The sequence below is a fragment of the Mesorhizobium sp. L103C119B0 genome (assembly GCF_000502235.1).
Classification (GTDB): Bacteria; Pseudomonadota; Alphaproteobacteria; order Rhizobiales; family Rhizobiaceae; genus Mesorhizobium.
This window is the reverse complement of record NZ_AYXE01000007.1, coordinates 126997-149257: the sequence shown is the minus strand read 5'-3', so window position 1 is coordinate 149257 and position 22261 is coordinate 126997. Positions and strand designations below refer to the sequence as shown.

20 protein-coding genes are annotated in these 22261 nt (G+C 63.4%); 4 read left to right on the top strand and 16 right to left on the bottom strand.

What is annotated here, in order from left to right; genetic code table 11:
• Window positions 1-2: 2 nt before the first annotated feature.
• The 4 genes from X728_RS0135175 to X728_RS152860 all read right to left on the bottom strand — a co-directional run bounded on the left by X728_RS0135175 (window position 3) and on the right by X728_RS152860 (window position 4723).
• A complete protein-coding gene (locus tag X728_RS0135175; RefSeq protein ID WP_023835039.1) occupies window positions 3-1064 on the bottom strand; it encodes a sugar ABC transporter permease in 1062 nt (353 codons plus the stop codon).
• A gap of 80 nt (window positions 1065-1144) precedes the next feature.
• Window positions 1145-2578 carry an ABC transporter substrate-binding protein gene (locus X728_RS152850; protein WP_023728574.1) on the bottom strand — a complete coding sequence of 478 codons (1434 nt, stop codon included), beginning with the start codon at window positions 2576-2578 and terminating at the stop codon, window positions 1145-1147.
• A gap of 46 nt (window positions 2579-2624) precedes the next feature.
• On the bottom strand, window positions 2625-3737 hold the full coding sequence (locus X728_RS152855) for an ABC transporter ATP-binding protein (RefSeq protein WP_031195479.1): 1113 nt from the start codon (window positions 3735-3737) through the stop codon (window positions 2625-2627).
• A 302-nt stretch (window positions 3738-4039) separates the two neighbouring features.
• On the bottom strand, window positions 4040-4723 hold the full coding sequence (locus X728_RS152860) for a TetR/AcrR family transcriptional regulator (RefSeq protein ID WP_023828301.1): 684 nt from the start codon (window positions 4721-4723) through the stop codon (window positions 4040-4042).
• A 111-nt stretch (window positions 4724-4834) separates the two neighbouring features.
• Here X728_RS152860 and X728_RS152865 point away from each other — a divergent pair, with 111 nt between their 5' ends.
• The 3 genes from X728_RS152865 to X728_RS152875 are packed head-to-tail and all read left to right on the top strand — an operon-like array spanning window position 4835 to window position 7317.
• A complete protein-coding gene (locus X728_RS152865; protein ID WP_023831609.1) occupies window positions 4835-6028 on the top strand; it encodes a Tm-1-like ATP-binding domain-containing protein in 1194 nt (397 codons plus the stop codon).
• A 13-nt stretch (window positions 6029-6041) separates the two neighbouring features.
• Window positions 6042-6896: a phosphoenolpyruvate hydrolase family protein gene (locus X728_RS152870; RefSeq protein WP_023698984.1), complete on the top strand. Its 855-nt coding sequence runs from the start codon at window positions 6042-6044 to the stop codon at window positions 6894-6896.
• A gap of 4 nt (window positions 6897-6900) precedes the next feature.
• A complete protein-coding gene (locus tag X728_RS152875; RefSeq protein WP_023753232.1) occupies window positions 6901-7317 on the top strand; it encodes a cupin domain-containing protein in 417 nt (138 codons plus the stop codon).
• Between the two features lie 170 nt (window positions 7318-7487).
• On the opposite strand, the gene X728_RS152880 is transcribed toward X728_RS152875, so the two are convergent.
• Window positions 7488-8678: a Xaa-Pro peptidase family protein gene (locus X728_RS152880; protein WP_023831608.1), complete on the bottom strand. Its 1191-nt coding sequence runs from the start codon at window positions 8676-8678 to the stop codon at window positions 7488-7490.
• A 363-nt stretch (window positions 8679-9041) separates the two neighbouring features.
• Here X728_RS152880 and X728_RS152885 point away from each other — a divergent pair, with 363 nt between their 5' ends.
• The gene (locus X728_RS152885; RefSeq protein WP_081732412.1) at window positions 9042-10646 is read left to right on the top strand and encodes an ABC transporter substrate-binding protein; all 1605 of its coding nucleotides are present in this window, start codon (window positions 9042-9044) and stop codon (window positions 10644-10646) included.
• Window positions 10647-10817: 171 nt separating this feature from the next.
• On the opposite strand, the gene X728_RS152890 is transcribed toward X728_RS152885, so the two are convergent.
• The 11 genes from X728_RS152890 to X728_RS152935 all read right to left on the bottom strand — a co-directional run bounded on the left by X728_RS152890 (window position 10818) and on the right by X728_RS152935 (window position 21973).
• Window positions 10818-11729: an ABC transporter substrate-binding protein gene (locus tag X728_RS152890; protein ID WP_023831606.1), complete on the bottom strand. Its 912-nt coding sequence runs from the start codon at window positions 11727-11729 to the stop codon at window positions 10818-10820.
• Between the two features lie 178 nt (window positions 11730-11907).
• Complete coding sequence (locus X728_RS152895) at window positions 11908-13125, bottom strand: MFS transporter (protein WP_023682389.1); 1218 nt, start codon at window positions 13123-13125, stop codon at window positions 11908-11910.
• Window positions 13122-13622, bottom strand: a complete 501-nt coding sequence (nusB, locus tag X728_RS152900) for a transcription antitermination factor NusB (RefSeq protein WP_023682390.1) — start codon at window positions 13620-13622, stop codon at window positions 13122-13124. The genes X728_RS152895 and nusB overlap by 4 nt, the downstream gene beginning before the upstream one ends.
• Window positions 13619-14113, bottom strand: a complete 495-nt coding sequence (ribH, locus tag X728_RS152905; RefSeq protein ID WP_023682391.1) for a 6,7-dimethyl-8-ribityllumazine synthase — start codon at window positions 14111-14113, stop codon at window positions 13619-13621. The genes nusB and ribH overlap by 4 nt, the downstream gene beginning before the upstream one ends.
• A 242-nt stretch (window positions 14114-14355) precedes the next feature.
• Window positions 14356-14973 (bottom strand): riboflavin synthase, encoded by a 618-nt coding sequence (locus X728_RS152910; protein ID WP_023831605.1) that lies wholly within the window; start codon window positions 14971-14973, stop codon window positions 14356-14358.
• A gap of 1 nt (window position 14974) precedes the next feature.
• The gene (gene ribD / locus X728_RS152915) at window positions 14975-16105 is read right to left on the bottom strand and encodes a bifunctional diaminohydroxyphosphoribosylaminopyrimidine deaminase/5-amino-6-(5-phosphoribosylamino)uracil reductase RibD (protein ID WP_023831604.1); all 1131 of its coding nucleotides are present in this window, start codon (window positions 16103-16105) and stop codon (window positions 14975-14977) included.
• Window positions 16106-16107: 2 nt separating this feature from the next.
• Window positions 16108-16602 carry a transcriptional regulator NrdR gene (gene nrdR / locus X728_RS152920; protein ID WP_023669351.1) on the bottom strand — a complete coding sequence of 165 codons (495 nt, stop codon included), beginning with the start codon at window positions 16600-16602 and terminating at the stop codon, window positions 16108-16110.
• Window positions 16603-16740: 138 nt separating this feature from the next.
• Entirely contained in the window at window positions 16741-17325 is a 585-nt protein-coding gene (locus X728_RS152925) for a hypothetical protein (RefSeq protein ID WP_023730852.1), read from the bottom strand.
• Window positions 17326-17405: 80 nt separating this feature from the next.
• A complete protein-coding gene (gene glyA / locus X728_RS152930) occupies window positions 17406-18719 on the bottom strand; it encodes a serine hydroxymethyltransferase (protein WP_023669349.1) in 1314 nt (437 codons plus the stop codon).
• Window positions 18720-18890: 171 nt separating this feature from the next.
• Window positions 18891-20537 (bottom strand): Na+/H+ antiporter, encoded by a 1647-nt coding sequence (locus X728_RS01000000166755; protein ID WP_081732405.1) that lies wholly within the window; start codon window positions 20535-20537, stop codon window positions 18891-18893.
• A gap of 182 nt (window positions 20538-20719) precedes the next feature.
• On the bottom strand, window positions 20720-21973 hold the full coding sequence (locus X728_RS152935) for a L,D-transpeptidase family protein (RefSeq protein ID WP_023708671.1): 1254 nt from the start codon (window positions 21971-21973) through the stop codon (window positions 20720-20722).
• Between the last annotated feature and the right edge of the window lie 288 nt (window positions 21974-22261).

Below are 22261 nucleotides of genomic sequence, written 5' to 3'. Positions count from 1 at the left end.
GGTTAGGCTCCCTGCGTACGGCGGTTTGCGAGGTACAGGTAGAGGTTGGTGAGAACGATCACCATGAACAGCATCAGATAGGAGATCGACGCGCCCTCACTCGTCTTGTTCTGCTCGTTGGCGATGCGGATCAAGTGATAGGAGATCGTCAGCGTGTCGTTGCCGCCCTTGGTGAGGAGGATGACGAGATCCGCCAGCTTGAATGCCTCGATGGTGCGGAAGAGAAGGGCCAACATCAGAAGGCCGCGGATGTAGGGGAAGGTGATCATCCAGAATTGCCGCCAGCTGGAAATACGGTCGATGGCAGCGGCCTCGTAAAGGTATTTCGGCACCGAGACGAGGCCCGCCAGCACAAGGAGCATGACGAAGGGCGACCACATCCATGCGTCGGCGAAAACGATTCCCGCCACGGCACCGACTTTGTTGCTCATCAGGATGAACTGGTTGCCGGAGATGGAATTGATGACGTAGCTGAGAATCCCGAATGTCGGGTCATAGTAGTAGGTGAAGAACACGCCAGAGGCGACAACCGAAAGCATCATCGGTGTCAGCACCAGGATCAACAAATACTTGCGCAGCGGAAATTGCTTGGCGAACAGGATGGCCAGCAGAAAGCCGACGATCATCTGCGCGGAGACGGTGAACACGACGAACATGGCGGTATTGATCAGCGCGCCCCAAGTCGCGTGAGCAGCGAGATCGTTGGTAAGGATCCGGATGTAGTTCCCAAGTCCGACGAAGCGGATCGTCTGCTGGTTTGCCTGGTAGGCGAAGAACGAAAGGCCCAGCGACCACAGCAGGGGGAAGATATTCATCACAAACAGAACGGCGATTGCCGGAGCGACCAGCAAGGCGCCGAAGTAGTGGCGGCGATACGCGTTGACGGTAAATGCGGCCGCGACCAACGCCACCGCGGCGCCCACCACCCAGAAGGAGACAGCCGCAGGCAAGCCCGCCATTGATATGGCCGACACGACGACAGCGACAGCGATGGCGAGTTTCCAGTTGTGGGCAACAACCGCGGTAAGGCGTGGTGTCAGCAGCGTGCTTGAAACAGCGGTCATGGGAGTCCGAAATATGGAGCGCCTGAAGTGGCAATGACGGGGAGCGGCTTTTGCCCGCTCCCCGCAGCTATGTCGGAAGGTTACTGGATAAGACCATCGTTCTTCAGGAGGTCCTCCTGGAACTTGGCGATGTTATCCAAGGTGGTCTTGGCGTCCTGCTTGCCAGTGATGGCTAGGTCGTACTGGTCCTGCTGCTGGGTGAGCAGTTCGAAGAACTGCGGCACGTGCCACATGTCCTTCTGCCAGTCGAGCGAGTTCGCCCAGGCGCGGTCCCACGGACGATAGGTCACATACTTCGGATCGCTGTAGACCGACTTGATCGCGGACTGGCCGCCGCCGGCGGCGAACTGGTGCTGGATATCAGGCGAGAGCCACCACTTCACGAAGCCAACCGCTTCCTTGATTTGCTCAGGCGTCGTCCAGGTGGTGAGAACGAAAGGCTGTCCGCCGATCTGTGACGTACGATTCACCTTGCCGTCGGCACCGCGCAGGCCTGGCGCCAATCCGAACACCAGCTTGTCGGCAACCTTCGACGTCTTGGGATCGAGCGAGGCTTCGGCGAGACCGATCCAGTCGATGTTCATGGCCACCTTGCCTTCACGGAACAACTGGTCCGAGACGAAGATGTCCATGGTGCCGGTCTTGACCACCGGCGGCATGAACTTCAGCAATTTGAGGAAATGCTCCATGCCCTCAATGGACTTCGGGGAGTTTACGACGCCTTCGGCATGTCCGGTCGGGGCCTTGGTTTCATCCCAGATGCCGCCGCCATGCTCCCAGACGAACGTGTGGACCGAGCTCGTCGAGAAGTCGTAGCCTTTGCCTGCCTGATAGGCGATGCCATAGAAATCGTCATCCAGCACCTGGCCGGCGAGCTTGTCGCCCTTCTTGCGCTGGAAGAATTCGCCAACATGCTCGAACGTGTTCCAGTCCATGGCGTCGATTTCTTCGCCGGTGCAGGGCAGCTTCTCATTGTACTTCGCCTTGTAGGCGGCCTGCTCGTCGTTGTTGCAGAGCACGTCCTTGCGGCCGTAGGTGACCAGCACGTCCGGGAACTGCGGGAAGCCGTAGTAGTTCGGCGTGCTGTTGGGATAGGTCGAGTAGGCGTTGAGCACGGCGGGATGCATCGACTCCATCGTCGCCTTGAGTTCCGGGTCGGCATCGATGAGATCGTTGATCTTGCGGAAGTAGCCGCCTTCGACGAAGGCGCCCAGCCACTGCGAGTCCGACACGATGAAGTTGTACTTCTTTTCGCCCGAGGTCAACGAGGCGTTGACGCGGGTGTAGAAATCCGGCCACGGAATGAAGTCCACATCGAGCTTCACAGTATTGCCAGACTTCGGCTTGTACTGCTCGTCGAAGAACTTCTTCATAATGCGGGTCGGGGGCCAATCCGGCACCGCCATCGTCAACGTCACTTCTTCGGCAGAGGCATAGGTCACGCCTCCCACCAGTAGTGTGGCAGCGAAGCTTGCGGCTGTCGCTAGCCCTTTCAGTTTGGTCATCGCCGTCATTCGCGTTTCCTCCCTTGGTTAACCGGATTGCTTCTCGCCGTTCGAGTCAGGTCATTGCCTGGCCGCTCGCGGCGCGGAAGACGTGGATTTTCCTGTTATCGATGGCGATCGATGCCGAATCGCCGGTCCTGATGCTGGCGGCGATCGCTTCCGGCAGCACCATGCGCAACATCTCGCCGCCGGCCTCGACCGAGACGATCGTTATGTCGCCGAGCGGTTCGACCAGATGCACCTTCGAGGCAACCCCGGCTTCGCCCTTGGCGGCGAGCCGAATGTCGCTCGGGCGAATGCCGATCAGCGCGGCCTCGTTGGCATCGGCAGTCTTTGGCGCCGTCGCCGGAACCAGAGTCCCGAGCGGCGTGTCGAAAGATCTGGTGTCGGCGCGCACCGAGGCCGTGAACAGATTCATGTGCGGCGAGCCGATCTTGCTGGCGACGTAGGTATTGATCGGCTGCTCGTAAAGCTCATCTGGCGTGCCGATCTGGACGATGCCCCCATCGCGCATGACGGCGATCGTCTCGCCCATCGAGAGAGCCTCGAGCTCGTCGGGCGTGGCATAGATCACGGTCATGCCGAACTGGCGGTGCAGCCGCTTCAGCTCGGCGCGCGTCTCGTGCCGAAGCTTGGCGTCGAGATTGGTGAGCGGCTCATCGAGCAGAAGAATCTTTGGCCGGCGGATCAGGGAGCGGCCGAGCGCGACGCGCTGCTGCTCTCCGCCGGACAGGGTTGCCGGCTTGGCCTTCAGGCGGTGTGTCAGCTTCAGGATCTCGGCGGTCTCTTTCACCCGCTTGTCAATCTCGGCGCGCGCGGCTTTCTCCTCGCGCAGCGGATAGGCGAGATTGTCATAGACCGTGAGGTGGGGGTAAAGCGCGAAAGACTGGAAGACCATCGAGATGCCTCGGCCGGCGATCGGCGCATGGGTCATGTCGCGGCCGCCGATCTCAAGCGTGCCGGAGTCGGCCTGGACGAGGCCGGCGATAGTGCGCAGCGTCGTCGTCTTGCCAACGGAGCTCGGCCCGAAGAGTACGAAGAAGCGGCCTTCGTCGACGGCGAAGCTCAGGTCGGTGATGGCGCGCACGGATCCATAGGCCTTGCTGAGCCCATCGAGGCGCAGCGCAATCCCCTTGCCGGCACTGGCGCGAGGCGACGTCTGCGTCACGATGCGCCACCTCGTGCGGACGGAACACGCGCCATCCGTATGATTCTCCTCGCCCTGCCGAAATGGACTGCGGCTGTCATTCTCGATCCGCCTTTTCTTTCCTAATCTGGTATTACCAATTTTAGATAGCCGTCAAGCTCTTTCTTGGACCACCACCGGACCTTGTATAACCGGATTCTTCATGTATCCGACTGTTTTCCCTGAATTTTCCTACTCGTTGATATAGGAGAGCCTTGTTTCGGCACTGCCATCCCGGTTAACATCAATAGTGGGCATCCAAATCTGGTCGAACCAGATTGGCGCTATTTCGCCAATGCCGCTGTCGGGGCCGCATCGATTTCAGCCGTTGATTCCGCCACCGCGGCGCGCACAAGGGCGCCCGCCGCCCATTGCGCGACCGACCGCATGCCGCGGCTATCGAGCCCCCATATATCCTTCAGCACGATCAGCACTTCGACGCCGAACATCATCGACAGCGCCTGGGCCAGGCGCTTGAACTCGCGCGGCGGCAGCCGGCCCTTGAGCGGTGCGATGGCATCCTTCAGCAGCTGGACGCGATGTCCGCGCGTGAATTGCGGCTCGCCGCCCAGCGTGCCCGCCTGCCGCTGCGCCCATTGGTCGAGCGACAGTTTCAGCGCTGCCTTGAAAGTTGCCTCGAAAGCTTCGATGCGCGGCATGGCGGTATCGAACAATTCGGCAACGCGCCGCCCGGCATCGGTGGACGTCGATTGCCAGGTCAGGATCGGCCCAAGCCCCTCGTCAACCACCGCCTGCACCAGGGCTGCCTGGCTGGGGAAATAGCGATAGGCGGTGGCGCGCGACACTTGCGCCGCCTCCGCGACTTCGCTGACCGACGGGGTGACGCCCGCCTGCATCAGCCGCGTCGCCGTCTTCAGCATCAGCCGTTTTGTGCGGGCCCGTGGGCCGCGTTCGGCAGCCTCGTTGGCGTCGTCGCTCCCAGCGGCTTGTTGACGTGAGACATCCATGTCAATACGATACGCGCGTCTCAAAAAATTGCAATGACCTTTGCCCACCGAAAGGCCGGCAAAGGGCGACAGGCGGTCCGGCGCCGGTCGGCCGGTGACGGGAGAAACGCGATGGAGCGCATCTACGTGGTGGGCACAGCCGACACCAAGGGCGAGGAACTTGCCTTCCTGGCCGATGCTATTGCCGCCACCGGCAGTTCGGTTGCCCGCGTCGACATCGGAACGCGCGGTGCCACGGTGCCGGTCGATATCCCGGCCAGCGAGGTCGCGGCGCATCATCCGGGTGGAGCCAGTGGCGTGCTCGGCATCGATGATCGCGGCACGGCAGTGGCCGGCATGGGCGCCGCCTTCACCGGTTTCATTCAGTCGCGCGACGACATATCAGGCGTGATCGGCATTGGGGGCGGCGGCGGCACGTCGATCATCACTGCTGGCATGCGCGCCCTGCCGCTTGGGCTGCCCAAGATCATGGTCTCGACGCTCGCCTCCGGCGACACCGCGCCCTATGTCGACGTCTCCGACATCATCATGATGCCATCGGTAACCGATATGGCGGGACTGAACCGGCTCTCCCGCACGGTGCTGCACAACGCGGCGCAAGCGATCGCCGGCATGGCCACAAAGCCGGCGCCGACTGCCACCGGCAAGCCGGCACTCGGGCTCACCATGTTCGGCGTCACCACGCCTTGCGTGACCGCCATCGCGGATCAGTTGCGCGCCAACTATGACTGCATGGTTTTCCACGCCACCGGCACCGGCGGCCGCTCGATGGAGAAGCTCGCGGACTCGGGCCTGCTCGCCGGCGTCATCGACATCACCACGACGGAAGTCTGCGACCTGCTGTTCGGCGGCGTGCTGCCTGCGACGGAGGACCGCTTCGGCGCCATCGCCCGCACCAAGCTGCCCTATGTAGGCTCGGTCGGCGCGCTGGACATGGTCAATTTCTGGGCGCCGCCGACCATTCCCGAGAAGTTTAGGGGCCGGCTGTTCTACGAACACAATCCCAACGTCACACTGATGCGCACCACGGTGGACGAATGCCGCGGTATAGGCGAGTGGATCGGCACCAGGCTCGCTCGCTGCGAGGGCCCTGTGCATTTCCTGATCCCCGAAAAAGGCGTCTCGGCACTCGACATCGAGGGCGGCGCCTTCTTCGACCCCGAAGCCGACGCCGTGCTGTTCGATGCCGTCGAGCGCACCATCAAGCCGAACGCCGCGCGCCGCGTCACACGCCTGCCGTTGCACATCAACGATCCGGAATTTGCCAAAGCCGCAACCGCGGCCTTCCTCGACATCGCCAGATAGTGAGAGCCAACAAATGCCCGCAATACCGCGCAAAGACATATTGAAGAAGTTCAAGGCGATGATCGCCGACGGCGTGCCCATCGTCGGGGGCGGCGCCGGCACCGGCCTGTCGGCCAAGGCCGAGGAAGCCGGCGGCATCGACCTCATCATCATCTACAATTCCGGCCGCTACCGCATGGCCGGGCGCGGCTCGGCTGCCGGCCTGCTCGCCTATGGCAACGCCAACGAGATCGTCAAGGAAATGGCCTATGAGGTGCTGCCGGTGGTCAAAAAGACGCCGGTGCTGGCCGGCGTCAACGGCACCGATCCCTTCGTCATCATGCCGCTGCTGCTTGCCGAGCTGAAGACGATGGGCTTTTCCGGCGTGCAGAATTTCCCGACCATCGGTCTGTTCGATGGCAGCATGCGCCAGAGTTTTGAGGAAACCGGCATGGACTTCGGGCTGGAGGTCGACATGATCGCCGAGGCGCACAAGCTCGATCTTCTGACCACGCCCTATGTCTTCAACCCCGACGAGGCGCGCGCCATGACAAAAGCCGGCGCCGACATCGTCGTTGCCCATATGGGGGTGACGACCGGCGGCTCGATCGGAGCCACGTCGGCCAAGTCGCTCGACGACTGCGTGGTCGAGATCGACGCCATCGCCAACGCGGCGCGATCGGTGCGCAAGGATGTCATCCTGCTTTGCCATGGCGGACCGATCTCCATGCCGGACGACGCGAGATACATCCTCGACCGCTGCAAGGGCCTGCATGGCTTTTATGGCGCGAGTTCGATGGAACGGCTGCCGGCTGAAGCCGCGATCGCCAGGCAGACGGCGGATTTCAAGGCCGTCACGCTGCACGACCAGAAGAAAAAGAAGGGATGAGATCATGACCGACAAGAGCAAGGTGTTCGTATACCCGAAGGACGTGAGCGCCTTCGGCTTTGACTGGGGCAAGCTGTCGCTGACGGTCGCGCCTGAAGTGAATGGCGCTGAGCGCTTTTCCGGCGGCGTCGTCGACCTGCCCTCAGGCAAGGGCCACACCCGCCACAACCACCCCGGCGCGGAAGAAATCATCTTCGTCATCTCAGGCAATGGCGAACAAATGGTCGAGGACGAGAACGGCAATCCGGTCGTCGCCAAGGTCGGCCCCGGCTGCACCATCTATGTGCCGGAAAGCCGTTTCCATTCGACACTGAACACGGGCGATGGGCCGATGCAGCTCTTCGTGGTCTATTCGCCGGCCGGACCCGAACTGGTGCTGCGGGAGCTGCCGGATTTCAGGCTGATCCCGGCGGGGAAGTAATCGCGAAAGGCCCCCTTCATCCGGCCGCTTCGCGGCCACCTTCTCCCCGAGGGGAGAAGAGGCAGAAGCCAGCGCCGGCGCAAACTCCTCTCCCCTCGGGGAGAGGTCGGATAGCCCCGAATTGCCCTTCGCAATTCGGATGGCAATCCGGGTGAGGGGGTAGCGCCGAGCTAGGCTATCCCACCTCTATTCCACCCCCGCGCCCGATCCCCAAACATCACATATCCCGTATCCGTCACCGCCAACGTGTCCTCCAACTTGATGAACCCCCGCGTGGGGTGAAGCATGGTCGTCTCCACCGACAGCACCATGTTTGTCTCCAGCGGCTTGGCGGCATAGGTGCCTTCATAGGTCACCGGATGGTTGGTCATCAGGAACGGAGCCTCATGCGTGATCAGCCCCATGCCGTGGGCGAAGAAATCCGTGTAGGGCGCGACCTCGGAGGCCTTCAGCACGCCCTCGGCATGCGAAATCATATCGCCGCCGACGGTGCCTGCCCTCACCTTCGAGAACGCCGCCTGCTGCACCGTCTCGACCTCGGCCAACAGATCTTCCAGTTCGGCATCCGGTTCGCCCAGAATGCCCATGCGGCAGAGGTCGCCAATATAGCCGTGATAATTGCCGCCGGAATCGATCGACAGCACGTCGCCCTTTTTCCAAGCCTGCGGTGACGCCGCGCGGTTGTGGCTGGCGCCCAACGTCAGCAGGCAATATTCGAAATGCGCGCCGCGATTGGTCTCCTCGCGCCGCAGATGCTCGATGATCTCGGCCTTGGTCTTGCCTTCGTGCGCCCACTGGATGGTCGCCAACATGGAATCGGTGATCAGCTCGGAGGCGATGCGCAGCTTTTCCAGCTCGGCGTCCGTCTTGATGGCGCGCATGCGCTCCAGCATATCGGTCGCGTCGATCAGCTTCGCGTCCGGCAGCGCCTTGCGGATCAGTGCATAAGCATCGGACGGCAGGAAGGCCGGCTCGATGCCGAGGCGGGCGCCGGCCTTGCCGATCTTGCTGATGTGCTCGACCGCAAGATTGGCAGCATCGAGCGTGCCCCAGCAGGCGGGATGCAGCGTCGGCGTCCAGAACGGGTTGTTCTGGTGCTCGGCGCCTTCCATGCGGTTGCCGATATAGGCGGCATGATCGGGCCCACCCTTTTCATAGACGACGACAGGCAGGTAACGGCTATGGCCGATCGCATCCATGGCGGCAAAGAAGATGAACTTGTAGCCGCCGAGCAGATACTGCGTGTTGTGCTTGGACGTCGCGAGCAGAACATCGATGCCGGCCTCTTCCATCAGCCGGTCGACCCTCGCCTGGTCGAACGGGATATTGCTGACGGCGCTCTTGCCCGGGGCAATGTTCATCTTTCTCTCCCTGATATCAGTGGGATCGCCGGCCGTACTGCGCCCAATCCCTTGGCTTCGATCAAATCTGCACCATTTCGTTAACTCTGGTCCAGCCAGAAACAGGTTAGATTGCTTCGGCAGGCTGTCACCACTCGTCATTGCTGCACACTAAGGCAATCTGGTCCTACCAGAATTCCAGAATGAAAGGGCCACCTCTAAAACTGGTCCAGAGGACGAAAATTTCAAAGCCAAGCAAAGATGCGCCAATTCCGTCTCTGGCGAAACCCTTGGCAAGGGCCATAATCGCCGCGAGGATGCTGGCGGGTGCCGCCAGCTTCGAGGGGTGCGCCCATCTGGTCGCGGAGAGGACGGAGGTTGATCATGTCGGATATTTCCAGACGCACGCTGCTTGGCGGCTCAGTTTTACTGCTGGCCTCCACCGCCATGCCCACATTCAGCTGGGCGCAGACGCCGAAGAAGGGCGGCCGCCTCGTGCTTGCCGCCGATTCCGAGCCGCGCAACCTCAATCCGGCCATCGTCGCCTCCAACGGCGTCTTCTTCATCTCCAGCAAGATCGTCGAAACGCTGGCCGAGGCCTCCTTCGACGGCAAGGACGGGCTCCAGCCGCGGCTGGCACTCAGCTGGGAGGGCGCGGCCGACGGCCTGTCGGTGACGTTCAAACTACGCGAGGGCGTCAAATGGCATGACGGCAAGCCGTTCACCTCGGCCGACGTCGCCTTCTCCGCGCTGCAGATCTGGAAGCCGCTGCAAAATCTCGGCCGCACCGTGTTCAAGGATCTGGCCAGCGTCGACACCCCTGACGATCTGACCGCCGTCTTCAAATTCGCCAAGCCAACGCCGTTCCAGCTGATCCGCAACGCGCTGCCGGCGCTGTCAAGCGTGGTGCCGAAGCACATCTACGAGGTCGGCAAGATCGAGGACAACCCGGCCAACAATGCACCCATCGGCACCGGGCCGTTCAAGTTCGGCGAATACAAGGCCGGCCAGTATTACAAGCTGACCAGGAATGCCGATTACTGGGCCAAGGACGAGCCGTATCTCGACGAGATCATCTACCAGGTGCTACCCGACCGCACGTCGGCTGCAGCGGCGCTCGAGGCCGAAGAGATCCAGCTCGCCGCCTTCTCCGCCGTGCCCCTGGCCGACCTCGACCGCATCTCCAAGGTGCCGGGCCTGAAGGTGATCTCCAAGGGCTATGAGGGGCTGACCTATCAGCTCGTCGTCGAGATCAACCATCGCCGCAAGGAACTGGCCGACGTGAAGGTCCGCCAGGCGATCGCGCATGCCATCGACAAGGACTTCGTCGTCAAGACGGTGTTCCTCGGCTATGCCGCTGCCGCCACCGGCCCGGTGCCGAAGAACGATCCGCAATTCTACACTGCCGACGTGCCGATCTATCCATTCGACGTCGCCAAGGCCAACGCCTTGCTCGACGACGCGGGGTACAAGCGCGCCGATGACGGCAAGCGTTTTGCGCTGAAACTCCTGCCGGCACCCTATTTCAACGAGACCAAGCAGTTCGGCGACTATCTGCGCCAGGCGCTGGCGGCAATCGGCATCGACGCCGTGATCGTCAACAACGACTCGGCCGCGCACATCAAGGCCGTCTACACCGACCACGCCTTCGACCTCGCCGTCGGCCCGCCGGTGTTCCGCGGCGACCCGGCGATCTCGACCACCATCCTGGTGCAGAGCGGCATTCCCGACGGCGTGCCGTTCTCCAACCAGGGCGGCTACAAGAACGCCGCGCTCGACGCGCTGATCGCCAAGGCTTCGGAGACGCTGGATACGTCAGCGCGCACCGACCTCTACAAGGAATTCCAGAAACAGGTCGCGGCGGACCTGCCGCTGATCAACGTCGCCGAATGGAGCTTCATCAGCGTCGCGCGCGAGACGGTGGGGAACATCGCCAACAACCCGCGCTGGGCGGTTTCGAACTGGGCGGACACGTATCTGGAATCGTGACACATTTGCGCGGATGAAAGTTCGCAAAGAAATTGGTGTGAAGGCATGGCGTAGGGCCGCGTTTCGTCACACCCCCCTCTGTCCTGCCGGACATCTCCCCCGCAAGGGGGGAGATCAGCAGCTTCCAGAGAGGGGTGTCTCGCACCAGCGTCACGATCAGCTATGCGCTGACTACTTCAAAAACCCGTTCTTCTTCAAAAAGTCCTCGGCGACACCCTTGACCGGCTCGCCGCCGACCTGGACGCGGCCGTTGAGTTCCTGCAGCGTGACGAGGTCGAGCTTGGCGAACACCGGCTTCAACAGCGTCTCGATCTCCGGATGCTCTTTCAGCACCGCTTCGCGGATGATCGGCGCCGGCTGGTAGACCGGCTGCACGCCCTTGTCGTCGGCGAGCACGACCAGGCCGGACGGCGCGATGCCGCCGTCGGTGCCGTATACCATGGCGGCGTTGGCGCCGTTGGTCTGGTTGGCGGCAGCACCGATTGTCGCGGCGGTGTCGCCGCCCGAAAGCGTGATCAACTGCTCCGGCTTCAGCGTGAAGCCGTAAGTGGTCTGGAACGCCGGCAGGGCTGCCGCCGAATTGACGAACTCGGCCGACGCCGCCAAAACCACCGTGCCGCCGCCGGCGACGTATTTGCCGAAGTCGGTCAGGGTCGCCAGCTTGTTGGTCTCGGCAATCTCCTTGCGCAGCGCGATCGCCCAGGTGTTGTTGGCCGGTGACGGCGACAGCCAGACGATCTTGTTGGCGTCATAGTCGAGCTTCTTGGCGGTCTCATAGGCCTTGGCGGCATCCTTCCAGACCGGATCGTCGGCCTTCTCGAAGAAGAAAGCGGCATTGCCGGTGTACTCGGGATAGATGTCGATCTCGCCGGCAGTGATCGCCTTGCGTACCACCGGCGTGCCGCCGAGCTGGATGCGGTCGGTGGTCTTGATGTTGTTGGCGTTGAGCACAAGCTGGATGATGTTGCCGAGCACGCCGCCCTCGGTGTCGATCTTCGAGGAGACGACCACCTGGGCATTGGCGGAGGCGGCCGTGATGCCGAGCGCCAACGCCGCGCCGGCCAGAATCTTGACTGAAAACATTGTGAAAACCCCTTGCTTTGGACCGAAATGCGGTGGCCGCATATGAGCATGGCTTCAACGCCCCGTCGGGGCACACGGTTTCATAACAATGGGTACAGACGCAATAATTTTGTGCGGTCGCCGCGATTTCGGCCGCCGCCATGCTGACACGTCGTGCCAAGCCAAAGATAGAACCGGATCAGGCGCGGGCTTTGCGCGATCCGGTCAGTTTGAGCGCGCCAAGGGCGACGAAGCAGAGGGCGACGACCGGGAAAACCAGCCAGTTCAGCATCTCCCAGCCCCAGGCATTGTAGATGGCGCCCGACATTAGCGAGGCGAAGGCGACGGAGCCGAACAGGACGAAGTCGTGGAAGCCCTGCACCTTGCTCTTTTCGGACGGATGGTAGCTGTCGGCGACCATGGAGGTGGCGCCGATGAAGGCAAAATTCCAGCCGAGGCCAAGCAGGATCAGCGCCGTCCAGAACTGCCACAAATGCAGGCCGGACAATGCCACCGCGGCGCAGCCGATGAGCAGGACCAGGCCGGTGGCGACGATGCGTTCGGCGCCGAAGCGATGGATCAGCGATCCGGTGAAGAAGCTCGGCGCAAACATCGCCATCACATGCCAGGAAATGCCGAGCGTGGCGTCGTCTGTCGACAGGCCGCAGCCGACCATGGCCAGCGGCGCGCCGGTCATGACGAAACTCATCAGCGCATAGCTGCCGACGGCGCAAAACAGCGCCGCGACAAAACGCGGCCGGGTGACGATATCGGACAGCGGCCGGGCGTCGCTTGACGCGACTTCCGCGTGGCCGGGAGCCTTGGCCGGGATGCGCAGGAATGACAGGATGATGGCGCCGGCCGCCGCCAGAACCGGAATGGCCACGAACGAGCCGGCAAACATCACCGGCGCCAGCAATTCGCGGGTGAAGATGACGATCTGCGGCCCGAGGATCGCGGTGATGACGCCGCCGGCCAGCACGAAGGAAATGGCGCGCGCCTTGAATTCGGGCGGAGCATTATCGGCGGCGGCGAAGCGGAACTGCTGGACGAAGGCGCCGCCGACGCCGATCACCAGCAGGGCGAAAGCGAACAGCCAGAAGCTGGCGTGGAACAGTGCCAGCGTGGAGATGACGCCGCCAAGCGCGGTCACGATGGTGCCGGTCATGAAGCCGCCGCGCTGGCCGAGCCAGCGGATGATGGCCGCGGCCGGCAACGCGCCGAGCGCCACGCCGATGTTGAAGCCGGTGATTGGCGCCGTTGCCAGCGACTTATCGGGGCCAAGCAGATATTGCCCGGCCAGCCCGCCCATGGAAATGGCAATCGGCGCGGCCGAACCGATAATCGCCTGCGACGTCGCCAGGATGATCGCCGTGCGGCGCGCTTCCCTTGCTGCGCCGGGGACGGTGCCGGTCACAATGCGTCCTTGCCGCGCCCCTCGCCCCGCACCCGGCGCGACACACGGTCGAGCACGGCGTTGGTCAGCTTCGGCTCGTCTTCCTCGTAGAAGGCCTTGGCGATGTCGACATATTCCGAAACGATGACGGCCACCGGCACGTCGTCGCGCTTCATCAGTTCGTAGACGCCAGCGCGCAGGATGGCGCGCAACGTCGAATCGAGTCTGGACAGCGGCCAGTCTTCCGTCAGCGCCTGGCGTATGATCGGATCGATGGTCGTCTGGTTCTCGACGACGCCGGCCAGGATGGCGCGGAACCACTGCGCGTCGGCCTCCCGATAAAGCGCGCCGTCGACTTCCTTGCCGAGCCGGAACGCCTCGTATTCGGCGGTGATCTCGAAGACGCCGCTGCCGGCCACGTCCATCTGGTAAAGCGCCTGCACGGCGGCCAGACGGGCGGCGCCACGCTTGTTGGCGTGGCGTATCGCGGGCTGGCCGGGCGAAGCGGGTTCGCTCACGATTGCGCTCCCAGCTTCTCTTTGAGCGCGATCATGGTCAGCGCCGCGCGCGCGGCAAAGCCGCCCTTGTCACCCTCCGAGCGCTTGGCGCGCGTCCAGGCCTGCGCGTCGTTCTCGGTGGTCAGGATGCCGTTGCCGATCGCAATCGCTTCCTGGACCGAGAGATCCATCAGCGCGCGACTCGATTCATTGGCGACGATATCGAAATGATAAGTGTCGCCGCGGATGATGGTGCCGAGCGCGACAAAACCATCATAGTCCTTGCCGCCCTCGCCCATGCCGTCGAGCGCAAAAGTGATCACGGCTGGAATTTCCAGCGAACCGGGAACGGTGACGACGTCATAGGTCGCGCTAGCTTCGTCGAGCGCGCTCGTCGCGCCGTCGAGCAGTGCGTCGGCAAGATCGTCATGAAAGCGCGCCTCGATGATCAGAAGGTGGGCCTTCTTCTTCGGGCGAATGAACGCTTTGCCGTGTTGGGATGTGCCAGCCATAAATGTCTCCGGGGGTAGCCGGTGACTTAGGCCGAAGCCGGTTCGATCGCAAGCGGAAGATTGCTGGAGGCGAAGCCTGGCCTAGCGCGTCTTTGGGCTGGGCGTCGGTAGCGGCCACTCGCTGCAGAGGCTTTCAGCCCAGACGAGAACAGCTTCGTGATCCACTACACGACCCCCGTCTACATCGGACATTGCTTCGCGCGTAAGCCGCTTTTTCTGTTCGATTGTGAGTCTTGCGGCCATCAAAGCCCCTCTTTCGCCGCCTCGACTAGGCGCGCGGCGTAGCGGGCCATGGTGTCGATCTCGAGGTTGACCTTGTCGCCGACCTTGCGCTCGCCCCAAGTGGTCACGGTCAGCGAATGGTGGATCAGAAGCACGTCGAAACGGGTGCCCTCGACCTTGTTGACGGTAAGCGAGGTGCCATCAAGTGCGACCGAGCCTTTTGGCGCGATGAATCTCGCCAGTTCGCGCGGCGCCTCCAGCGTAAAGCGCACCGCATCGCCTTCATCCTTGCGCTCGATGATTTCGGCCATGCCGTCGACATGGCCCGACACGATGTGCCCGCCGAGTTCGTCGCCGATCTTCAGTGCCCGCTCGAGATTGACCTTGGTGCCTGATTTCCAGCCCGACGCCGTGGTCAGCCTGAGGGCCTCTTCCCAGGCTTCGACCTCGAACCAGCGTGCGTTGGACCCGCCATCTGGCAGCGCCGTCACCGTCAGGCAGACGCCGCCGCAGGAGATCGAGGCACCGATGGCGATCGTCGCGGGGTCATAGCCGGTGTCGATGCGCAGGCCGACGCCTTCGCTCAGCGGCTTGACGGCCGCGACGGTGCCGATATCGGTGACAATTCCAGTGAACATTTCAGATATCTCTCACCCATTCGGCATAGCTGTCTTCCCCGAAGCGTATCTCGCGCAACTTGCGGAAGCCTGCCGGGATATGGTTGGCGTCGATGGGCGACGCAATGCCGCCCTCGCCGATCGCTTCCGGTCCCTGGAACAGCACGATGCGGTCGACCAGTCCTTCGGCGAGGAAGGCGCTGGCTACCTTGGCGCCGCCTTCGACCAGAACGCTGGCCATGCCGAGCGCGCCGAGATCCTCGAGCAGCTCCGGCAAGGCAATGCCGCCTTCATGGGTTTCGGTGCCGATGAAGCGCACACCGGCACGCTCCAGCACCGACCGCCGCAGCGGGTCGGCCTCCAGGCTCGCGGCGATATAGAGCGGCACCCGGTCGATGCCGGAGACCAGCTTCGAGGCTTCGGGCAGCCTGATCTGGCGGTCGAGCACGATGCGCGCCGGCGAGCGGTTCTCCAGCCCCGGCAGCCGGACGGTGAGCGCCGGATCATCCTCCAGCGTCGTGCCGATGCCGACCAGTATGCCATCGGCTTCGGCGCGCATCAGATAGACTTCGCGGCGGGCGATATCGCCGGTGATCGCGACCTGGCCGGCGCCGTGCCTGCCGATCTTGCCGTCGCTGGAAAGCGCAAGCTTCAGAATCACTTCCGGGCGCTTTTTCAGGGACCGAATCAAATAGCCGGCCATCTGCTCGGCGGCTTCCTCGGCCAGCACCTTTTCGACCACTTCGATGCCGGCGGCGCGCAGGATGGCATAGCCTTTGCCGGAGACGCGCGGATCGGGATCGCTGGCGGCGCCGACGACCCGCGCCACTCCGGCATTGACCAGCGCGTTGGCGCAAGGCGGCGTGCGGCCATGGTGGGCGCAGGGCTCCAGCGTGACATAGGCGGTGGCACCGCGCGCCAACTCGCCGGCTTCAGCCAGCGCTTCGGTCTCGGCATGCGGCCGGCCGCCAACAGCGGTGACGCCGGTGCCGACGATCATCGGGCCGGCGCCATCGTCGCGAACGATGATGGTGCCGACCGAAGGGTTGGTCGAGGTGCGGCCGGCATTTCTGCGCGAGAGCCTCAGCGCTGCGGCCATGAAGCGGCGATCGAGGGCCTGCTGATCGGCCTTCCCTGACGTTTGGCTTGCCATGCTCAGCCGGCGTCCTCTTCGCTCTTCAGCTCGTCGCCTTTGAGTTCGTCACCTTTGAGCTCACCCAGCACATCGTGAAAATCCTTGGCCTCACGGAAATTGCGATAGACAGAGGCGAAGCGGACATAGGCGACGTCGTCGAGCGACTTCAGCGCTTCCATCACGAGCCGGCCGACCTCGCCCGAGGCGATTTCCGTCTCGCCGGAGCTTTCGAGCTGGCGCACGATGCCGGTGACGGCGCGGTCGATGCGCTCGGGATCGACATTGCGCTTGCGCACCGCGATCTCCACCGAACGCAAGAGCTTGTCGCGGTCGAACGGCACCTTTCTGCCGGACTTCTTGACCACCACGAGGTCCCGCAACTGGACGCGCTCGAAAGTGGTGAAACGGCCACCGCAATCGGGGCAAACGCGCCGCCGGCGGATCGCGGCGCCATCCTCGGCGGGGCGCGAATCCTTCACCTGCGTATCTTCGGACTGGCAATAGGGACAGCGCATGGAGAGCCTTCGGGTTGGCGATTCTGGCGGAACGATAGGCTTAGAGGTTTTTGCCGGGACGGCAAAGGTTCGGCAACGGCCGCTCGCGCCCTCAGAGATAGCGAGGCGGGAGGAAAATTGCCAGCCGCGCCAGATATGTCAGGGGGCGACGTCCTTGGTCGGGAAGCCGCAGGACGTTCCGAGGTTGCGGTAGGCCTTGGTGAAGCCATCCATCGGGATGCTGGCGACAGCCTGCTTGCCGAACGTCACATCGAGCGAGATGACCTGGCGCATGGCCCGCAACAAAGCGAGACTGGTCTTGGCCTGGTTGTCGACGGTCCAGCTCGGGCGGCCGGCATCATTGGAATAGACGGTCGCGGAAACCTTGACGCCGGGGTCACCGAAGGTCGCGGCGATCTTCTTGCCGGTCGGCAGCTCCTTGTTGGCGATCGTGAACATGATCGCGGGATAGGCATCGGGCGGCAGCGCGTCGCCGGTCGAGATCGAAAGCGTCAGCGTGCCGGCATTGCCGCCGCCATCGACAAAGGCCGTGGAGGCAGCGCAGGTCTTGCGGGAATCCTGGCCGGTGTCGAGCGCATCGATGATGGTGGTCCACCTGCCAAAGGTGTTTGTGGCGGGGATATCCGTGCCCGGCTGCGTCTGCTCCTGGGCGATCGCGCCCGACACGGCGACAGCGGCAAGCGAGCCGAGGGAGGCCAGAACGGCAGGATGGAACATGCGCATCGTCAAATCTCCAACAGGCCGCGCCGCCCGGACAGCAAGCGGCGCAGAGCGCGGGATAAAAGACGAAGCGCCGCTGGCGGTCAACCGAGATAGGGATAGAGCGGGAAACGATCGGTCAGCGCCACGACCTTTGCCTTCACCGCCGCCTCGACCGCCGCATTGCCTTCGTCGGAATTGGCGACCTTCAGCCCGTCCAGCACTTCGGCGATCAGCTTGCCGATCTCGCGGAACTCGGCCTGGCCGAAGCCGCGCGTGGTGCCGGCCGGCGTGCCCAGACGCACGCCAGAGGTGACGAAAGGCTTTTCCGGATCGAACGGGATGCCGTTCTTGTTGCAGGTGATGTTGGCGCGGCCGAGCGCTGCCTCGGCGCGCTTGCCGGTGGCGTTCTTGGGCCTGAGATCGACCAGCATCAGATGGTTGTCGGTGCCGCCGGAGACGATGTCGAGGCCGGTTTCCTTGAGGCTCGACGCCAGCGCCTTGGCGTTGGCGGCGACGCTCTCGGCATAGAGCTTGAAGCTCGGCTTCAGCGCCTCGCCGAAGGCAACCGCCTTGGCGGCGATGACATGCATCAGCGGGCCGCCCTGCAGGCCGGGGAAAACCGCCGAGTTCATCTTCTTGGCGATGTCCTCGTCATTGCACAGGATCATGCCGCCGCGCGGGCCTCGCAACGATTTGTGCGTGGTCGTGGTCACGACATGGGCGTGCGGCAGCGGTGACGGATGCACGCCGCCGGCAACCAGGCCGGCGATATGGGCCATGTCGACCATCAGATAGGCGCCGACCGCATCGGCAATCTCGCGAAAGCGCTTCCAGTCCCAGATGCGCGAATAGGCGGTGCCGCCGGCCAGGATCAGCTTCGGCTTGGTCTCATGCGCGGTCTTTTCGATCGCGTCCATGTCGAGCAGATGGTCGTCCTTGCGCACGCCATAGGAAACGACCTTGAACCATTTGCCGCTCATATTGACGGGCGAGCCGTGCGTCAGGTGGCCGCCGGAGTTCAGGTCGAGGCCCATGAAGGTATCGCCCGGCTGCAGCAGCGCCAGGAAGACCGCCTGGTTCATCTGGCTGCCGGAATTCGGCTGGACATTGGCGAAGTTGCAGCCGAACAGCTTTTTGGCGCGCTCGATAGCGAGTTCCTCGGCGACGTCGACGAACTGGCAGCCGCCATAATAGCGCTTGCCCGGATAACCCTCGGCGTATTTGTTGGTCATGATCGAGCCCTGCGCCTCGAGCACGGCGCGCGAAACGATGTTTTCCGAGGCGATCAGCTCGATCTCGTGACGCTGGCGGCCAAGCTCGTTGCGGATCGAGCCGAAGATCTCCGGATCGGCATCTTCCAGCGTGGTTTCGAAGAAGGATTCGAATTTGTTCGACGCTGCCGCTGCAGTTGCCATGGCCTGAAATCCTTCGGTTCGGGGCATTTATCTATGCATATCGTTGCCCCGAAACCGCTGCACGGTTCCGGGCGACATGCATTGCCGCGCCATTAACACAGTTGTTTTCGCCTCGCCACGTTTGCAGCGCGAAATTTGCTGGCCGGATTGCGCCAGAGCGGCCCTGAACCGCTATTTTCGCTCCTGCCGCCCCTGCAGCAAGGCTTCGGTGAGCGTGATCTCGGTAAACAGCGCCTGCGCCGTATGGTCGTTGATCGCGCCGCTGCTTAACATGTCGCACACGGCGATGCGCTCGGCCTCGATGCCGGCAAGCCGCATTTCGAGCTCCAGCCGCCCGGCTTCGCGGGCCTCCGCCCGGGCGTCGTCGGCCTCGTCCGAGGTGGCGATGCGGCGCCGGTAGCCGACGACGATGTTTTCGGCGGCGGCAAGCCTGGCGCCGGGGACCTCGCCCTGGTCGTCGTCGCTGGCGCCCGCCATGCTTTCGACGCGGGCGATGGCCGCCTTGGCGGCGCCGATGCGGGCGAGACGCTCCTCGATGGCGCGGCCATCCTCGCCCGGCTCGACCAGCCCGCGCGCTATCTTCGGCAGCGCCACGCTGGCGATGGCGAGCGAACAGATGATGACGCCGGCGGCGAGGAAGATCACCAGGTCGCGCGCGGGAAAAGGCGAGCCGTCCGGCATCGCAAGCGGGAGCGACAGGATGCCGGCCAGCGTGATCGCGCCGCGCACGCCCGCCACCGAGCCGGCAAGCCGCACACGCATCCCGAACGGCTCGGCCTTGCGCTTTCCCCATTTTGCCTTGAGGCCTGCCGCGATGTCGCCGACCCAGATCCAGAGGAAGCGCAGCGCGATCAGGCACAGCGTCAGCGCTATCACCGTCGCGACCGGCTGGATGATCGGGTAATGGCCGGTCAGTTCAGGCGGCACGCGGCGAATGATTTCGGGAAGCTGCATGCCGAGCACGATGAACAGCGCGCCATTGTAGACGAAGGACAAGGTCGTCCACAGCGAGATCGTCTGCATGCGCGCCGAGACGCCGAGGAAGCGGAAGACGCCGGAGCTGCCGGTCAAAACCCCGGCGGTGACCGCCGCCAGAATGCCTGAGGCATGCAGATGTTCGGCGACGAGATAGGCATGAAGGGCAGCAGGACCATGACCAGAACCTGCGCCTCGGCCGGAACGCCGCCGATGCGATTCAGAAGCTGCAGCAGCCTGGCGGCGATGAACAACGCGGCGATGCCGGCCAGGGATGCCGATGGCGACGGCATAAACGAAGCTCAGCGATGCATCGGCGAAGGAAAAGCTGCCGGTCACGGCGGCGGCGACGGCGAAGCGGAACATGACCAGGCCCGAGGCGTCGTTGAGCAGCGCCTCGCCTTCCAGAATATGCATCAGCCGCGCCGGCACCAGGCTTCTGTCGACGATCGAGGACACCGCCACGGCGTCGGTCGGGGACAGCACGGCGGCGAGCGCGAAGGCGACGACCAGCGGGATGCTCGGCACCAACCAGTGCAAGGCATAACCGAAGCCGACAATGGTAAAGAAGACCAGCCCGATGGCCAGATCGAGGATCGGTCCGCGCAGCGCGATCAGCTCGCGTTTGGGCGCTCCATAGGCATCGCCGAACAAAAGCGGCGGGATGAACACCAGCAGGAAGAGTTCGGGGTCGATCTCGACATGGATGCCCTTCACCGGCCATGCGAGCGCGGCGCCGATGGCAATCTGCAGCACCGGCAGCGGCACCCGAACCAACCGCACCAGTGCGCCGGAAAGAGCGACGAAGACCAGCACGGCGAGGATGAAGATTGCGACCTGCATGGCGCGATTCCGGCTGTTTTGAGGACCATGCGCAATTGCCGTTAGTCCGTCCAGATGGGCCTGCGGCGCAACGTCCGGCAGTGTTCATGGCCTGCATGGCTGGCGGCCACCAGTCTTCTTCTGTTGGGATGTCGAACGGAAAAGGCCGCCTCACGGCGGCCTTTCATAAAAAATTCAGGCACCTAGAGCGAAGAGGTGATCTGCAGTTCGCTGGCGCCATCGAGCGCGTAGACGTCGTCGCGGAACTGCACGACGCCCGGACCCGTCGACCAGGCCGACACATAGAGGAAGTGGACCGGAACCGGGTTGACGACCTGCACCGGCGTGTTCTCGCCGGTCTTGATGGTCGCCTCGAAATGCTGGCGGTCCCAGCCGGGTGTGTCGCGCAGGATCCATGTGACGAGGTCGCGCACGTTCTGGACACGCACGCAGCCCGAGGAATCGAAGCGCATCATCTTGCCGAACAGGCTTTGCTGCGGCGTATCGTGCATGTAGACGCCGTCGGGGCTGGGGAAGTTGATCTTCACCGAGGCCATGGCGTTGCCGGAACCCGGATCCTGGCGGAAGCGGTATTTTGCGGCATCATCCGTCGACCAGTCGACAGTCATCGGATCGACTTCGCTGCCATCAGGCGCAAACAGCCGGATGTGGCTGTCCTTGAGATAGTCGGGGTTCTTCCGCATCAGCGGAATGATGTCCTTGCGCACGATCGAGACCGGCGCGTTCCAGTAAGGATTGACGATGATCTCGTTGATCTTGGAATTGACCACCGGGGTCTGGCGGTCGATCTTGCCGACGATTGCGGTGTGGCGCAGCACGACGCGATCGTTCTCGACCGCCTCGATCTGTGCCGCCGGGATATCGACCAGCACATAACGGCTGCCCAGCGTGCCGGCCTTTTCGCGCAGGCGCTCCAGGTTGGTCTGCAACTGACCGAGGCGGATCTGCGCCGAAACGTTCATCGCGGCGTAGGTGTATTTGCCCATGGCGCCGTCGGCCGGCAGGCCATGGCGCGCCTGGAAGCGCTTGACCGCGGCGTCGACGTAGGAATCGAACGATGTCGAAATGCCGGCGCTCTGCGCCAGGTCGCCCGAAACCATCAGCCGCTTGCGCAGCGGCACCACGTCCGGATCGTCGACGCCAAGCTGCAGCTTCTTGGTCGCCGGCACCTCGCCCCAGCCGCCCTGGGCGACGATGTTCTGATACTGCGCCACCGCCTGTTCGGTGAAGGCGACCGTCTGCAGGCTGAAGATCGGCAGCGTCGAGGCGACCTTGCCGCCCTCCGAGGCGCGGGCATCGAACTGGTCGTCCCAATTGCCGCGGCCCGATGATTTCAGGATATCGTCGATCACATCCTGCGCGCTGGCGGCATTGGCAACCATGGCAACGGCGAGCGCGGAAGCTCCGGAAAGGAAAAGGCGGCGGCTGGTTCTCATGGACGTTCCAGACATTCTTGTCGTGTTTGGCTTCTAGCGTTTGGCTGTTGCAGCGTTCGGCTACGTGCTCGATCTTGGGCGATATCGCCCGCACTCTAAAGTTGGCACTGTTAACAATTAGCCAACCATGACCTGCATCACTGAGCCGTGAAAAGCGGACCGCGATGCGACATTACAGGCGCGCGAACAGCTTTCGCCGCCGCATCACCCGCATCCCCGCTTCCACCGCGAATATGGCGGCAACGTGGCTTACGCCGAATTTGGAAGCGCCGGCGGCTCGAAAAGAAA

Bases quoted from the DNA above. Each gene is read 5' to 3' on its own strand.
- X728_RS0135175 (WP_023835039.1), bottom strand. From the start codon at position 1,064: ATGACCGCTGTTTCAAGCACGCTGCTGACACCACGCCTTACCGCGGTT.
- X728_RS152850 (WP_023728574.1), bottom strand. From the start codon at position 2,578: ATGACGGCGATGACCAAACTGAAAGGGCTAGCGACAGCCGCAAGCTTC.
- X728_RS152860 (WP_023828301.1), bottom strand. From the start codon at position 4,723: ATGGATGTCTCACGTCAACAAGCCGCTGGGAGCGACGACGCCAACGAG.
- X728_RS152865 (WP_023831609.1), top strand. From the start codon at position 4,835: ATGGAGCGCATCTACGTGGTGGGCACAGCCGACACCAAGGGCGAGGAA.
- X728_RS152870 (WP_023698984.1), top strand. From the start codon at position 6,042: ATGCCCGCAATACCGCGCAAAGACATATTGAAGAAGTTCAAGGCGATG.
- X728_RS152875 (WP_023753232.1), top strand. From the start codon at position 6,901: ATGACCGACAAGAGCAAGGTGTTCGTATACCCGAAGGACGTGAGCGCC.
- X728_RS152880 (WP_023831608.1), bottom strand. From the start codon at position 8,678: ATGAACATTGCCCCGGGCAAGAGCGCCGTCAGCAATATCCCGTTCGAC.
- X728_RS152885 (WP_081732412.1), top strand. From the start codon at position 9,042: ATGTCGGATATTTCCAGACGCACGCTGCTTGGCGGCTCAGTTTTACTG.
- X728_RS152890 (WP_023831606.1), bottom strand. From the start codon at position 11,729: ATGTTTTCAGTCAAGATTCTGGCCGGCGCGGCGTTGGCGCTCGGCATC.
- ribH (WP_023682391.1), bottom strand. From the start codon at position 14,113: ATGGCTGGCACATCCCAACACGGCAAAGCGTTCATTCGCCCGAAGAAG.
- X728_RS152910 (WP_023831605.1), bottom strand. From the start codon at position 14,973: ATGTTCACTGGAATTGTCACCGATATCGGCACCGTCGCGGCCGTCAAG.
- ribD (WP_023831604.1), bottom strand. From the start codon at position 16,105: ATGGCAAGCCAAACGTCAGGGAAGGCCGATCAGCAGGCCCTCGATCGC.
- nrdR (WP_023669351.1), bottom strand. From the start codon at position 16,602: ATGCGCTGTCCCTATTGCCAGTCCGAAGATACGCAGGTGAAGGATTCG.
- X728_RS152925 (WP_023730852.1), bottom strand. From the start codon at position 17,325: ATGCGCATGTTCCATCCTGCCGTTCTGGCCTCCCTCGGCTCGCTTGCC.
- glyA (WP_023669349.1), bottom strand. From the start codon at position 18,719: ATGGCAACTGCAGCGGCAGCGTCGAACAAATTCGAATCCTTCTTCGAA.
- X728_RS01000000166755 (WP_081732405.1), bottom strand. From the start codon at position 20,537: ATGCAGGTCGCAATCTTCATCCTCGCCGTGCTGGTCTTCGTCGCTCTT.
- X728_RS152935 (WP_023708671.1), bottom strand. From the start codon at position 21,973: ATGAGAACCAGCCGCCGCCTTTTCCTTTCCGGAGCTTCCGCGCTCGCC.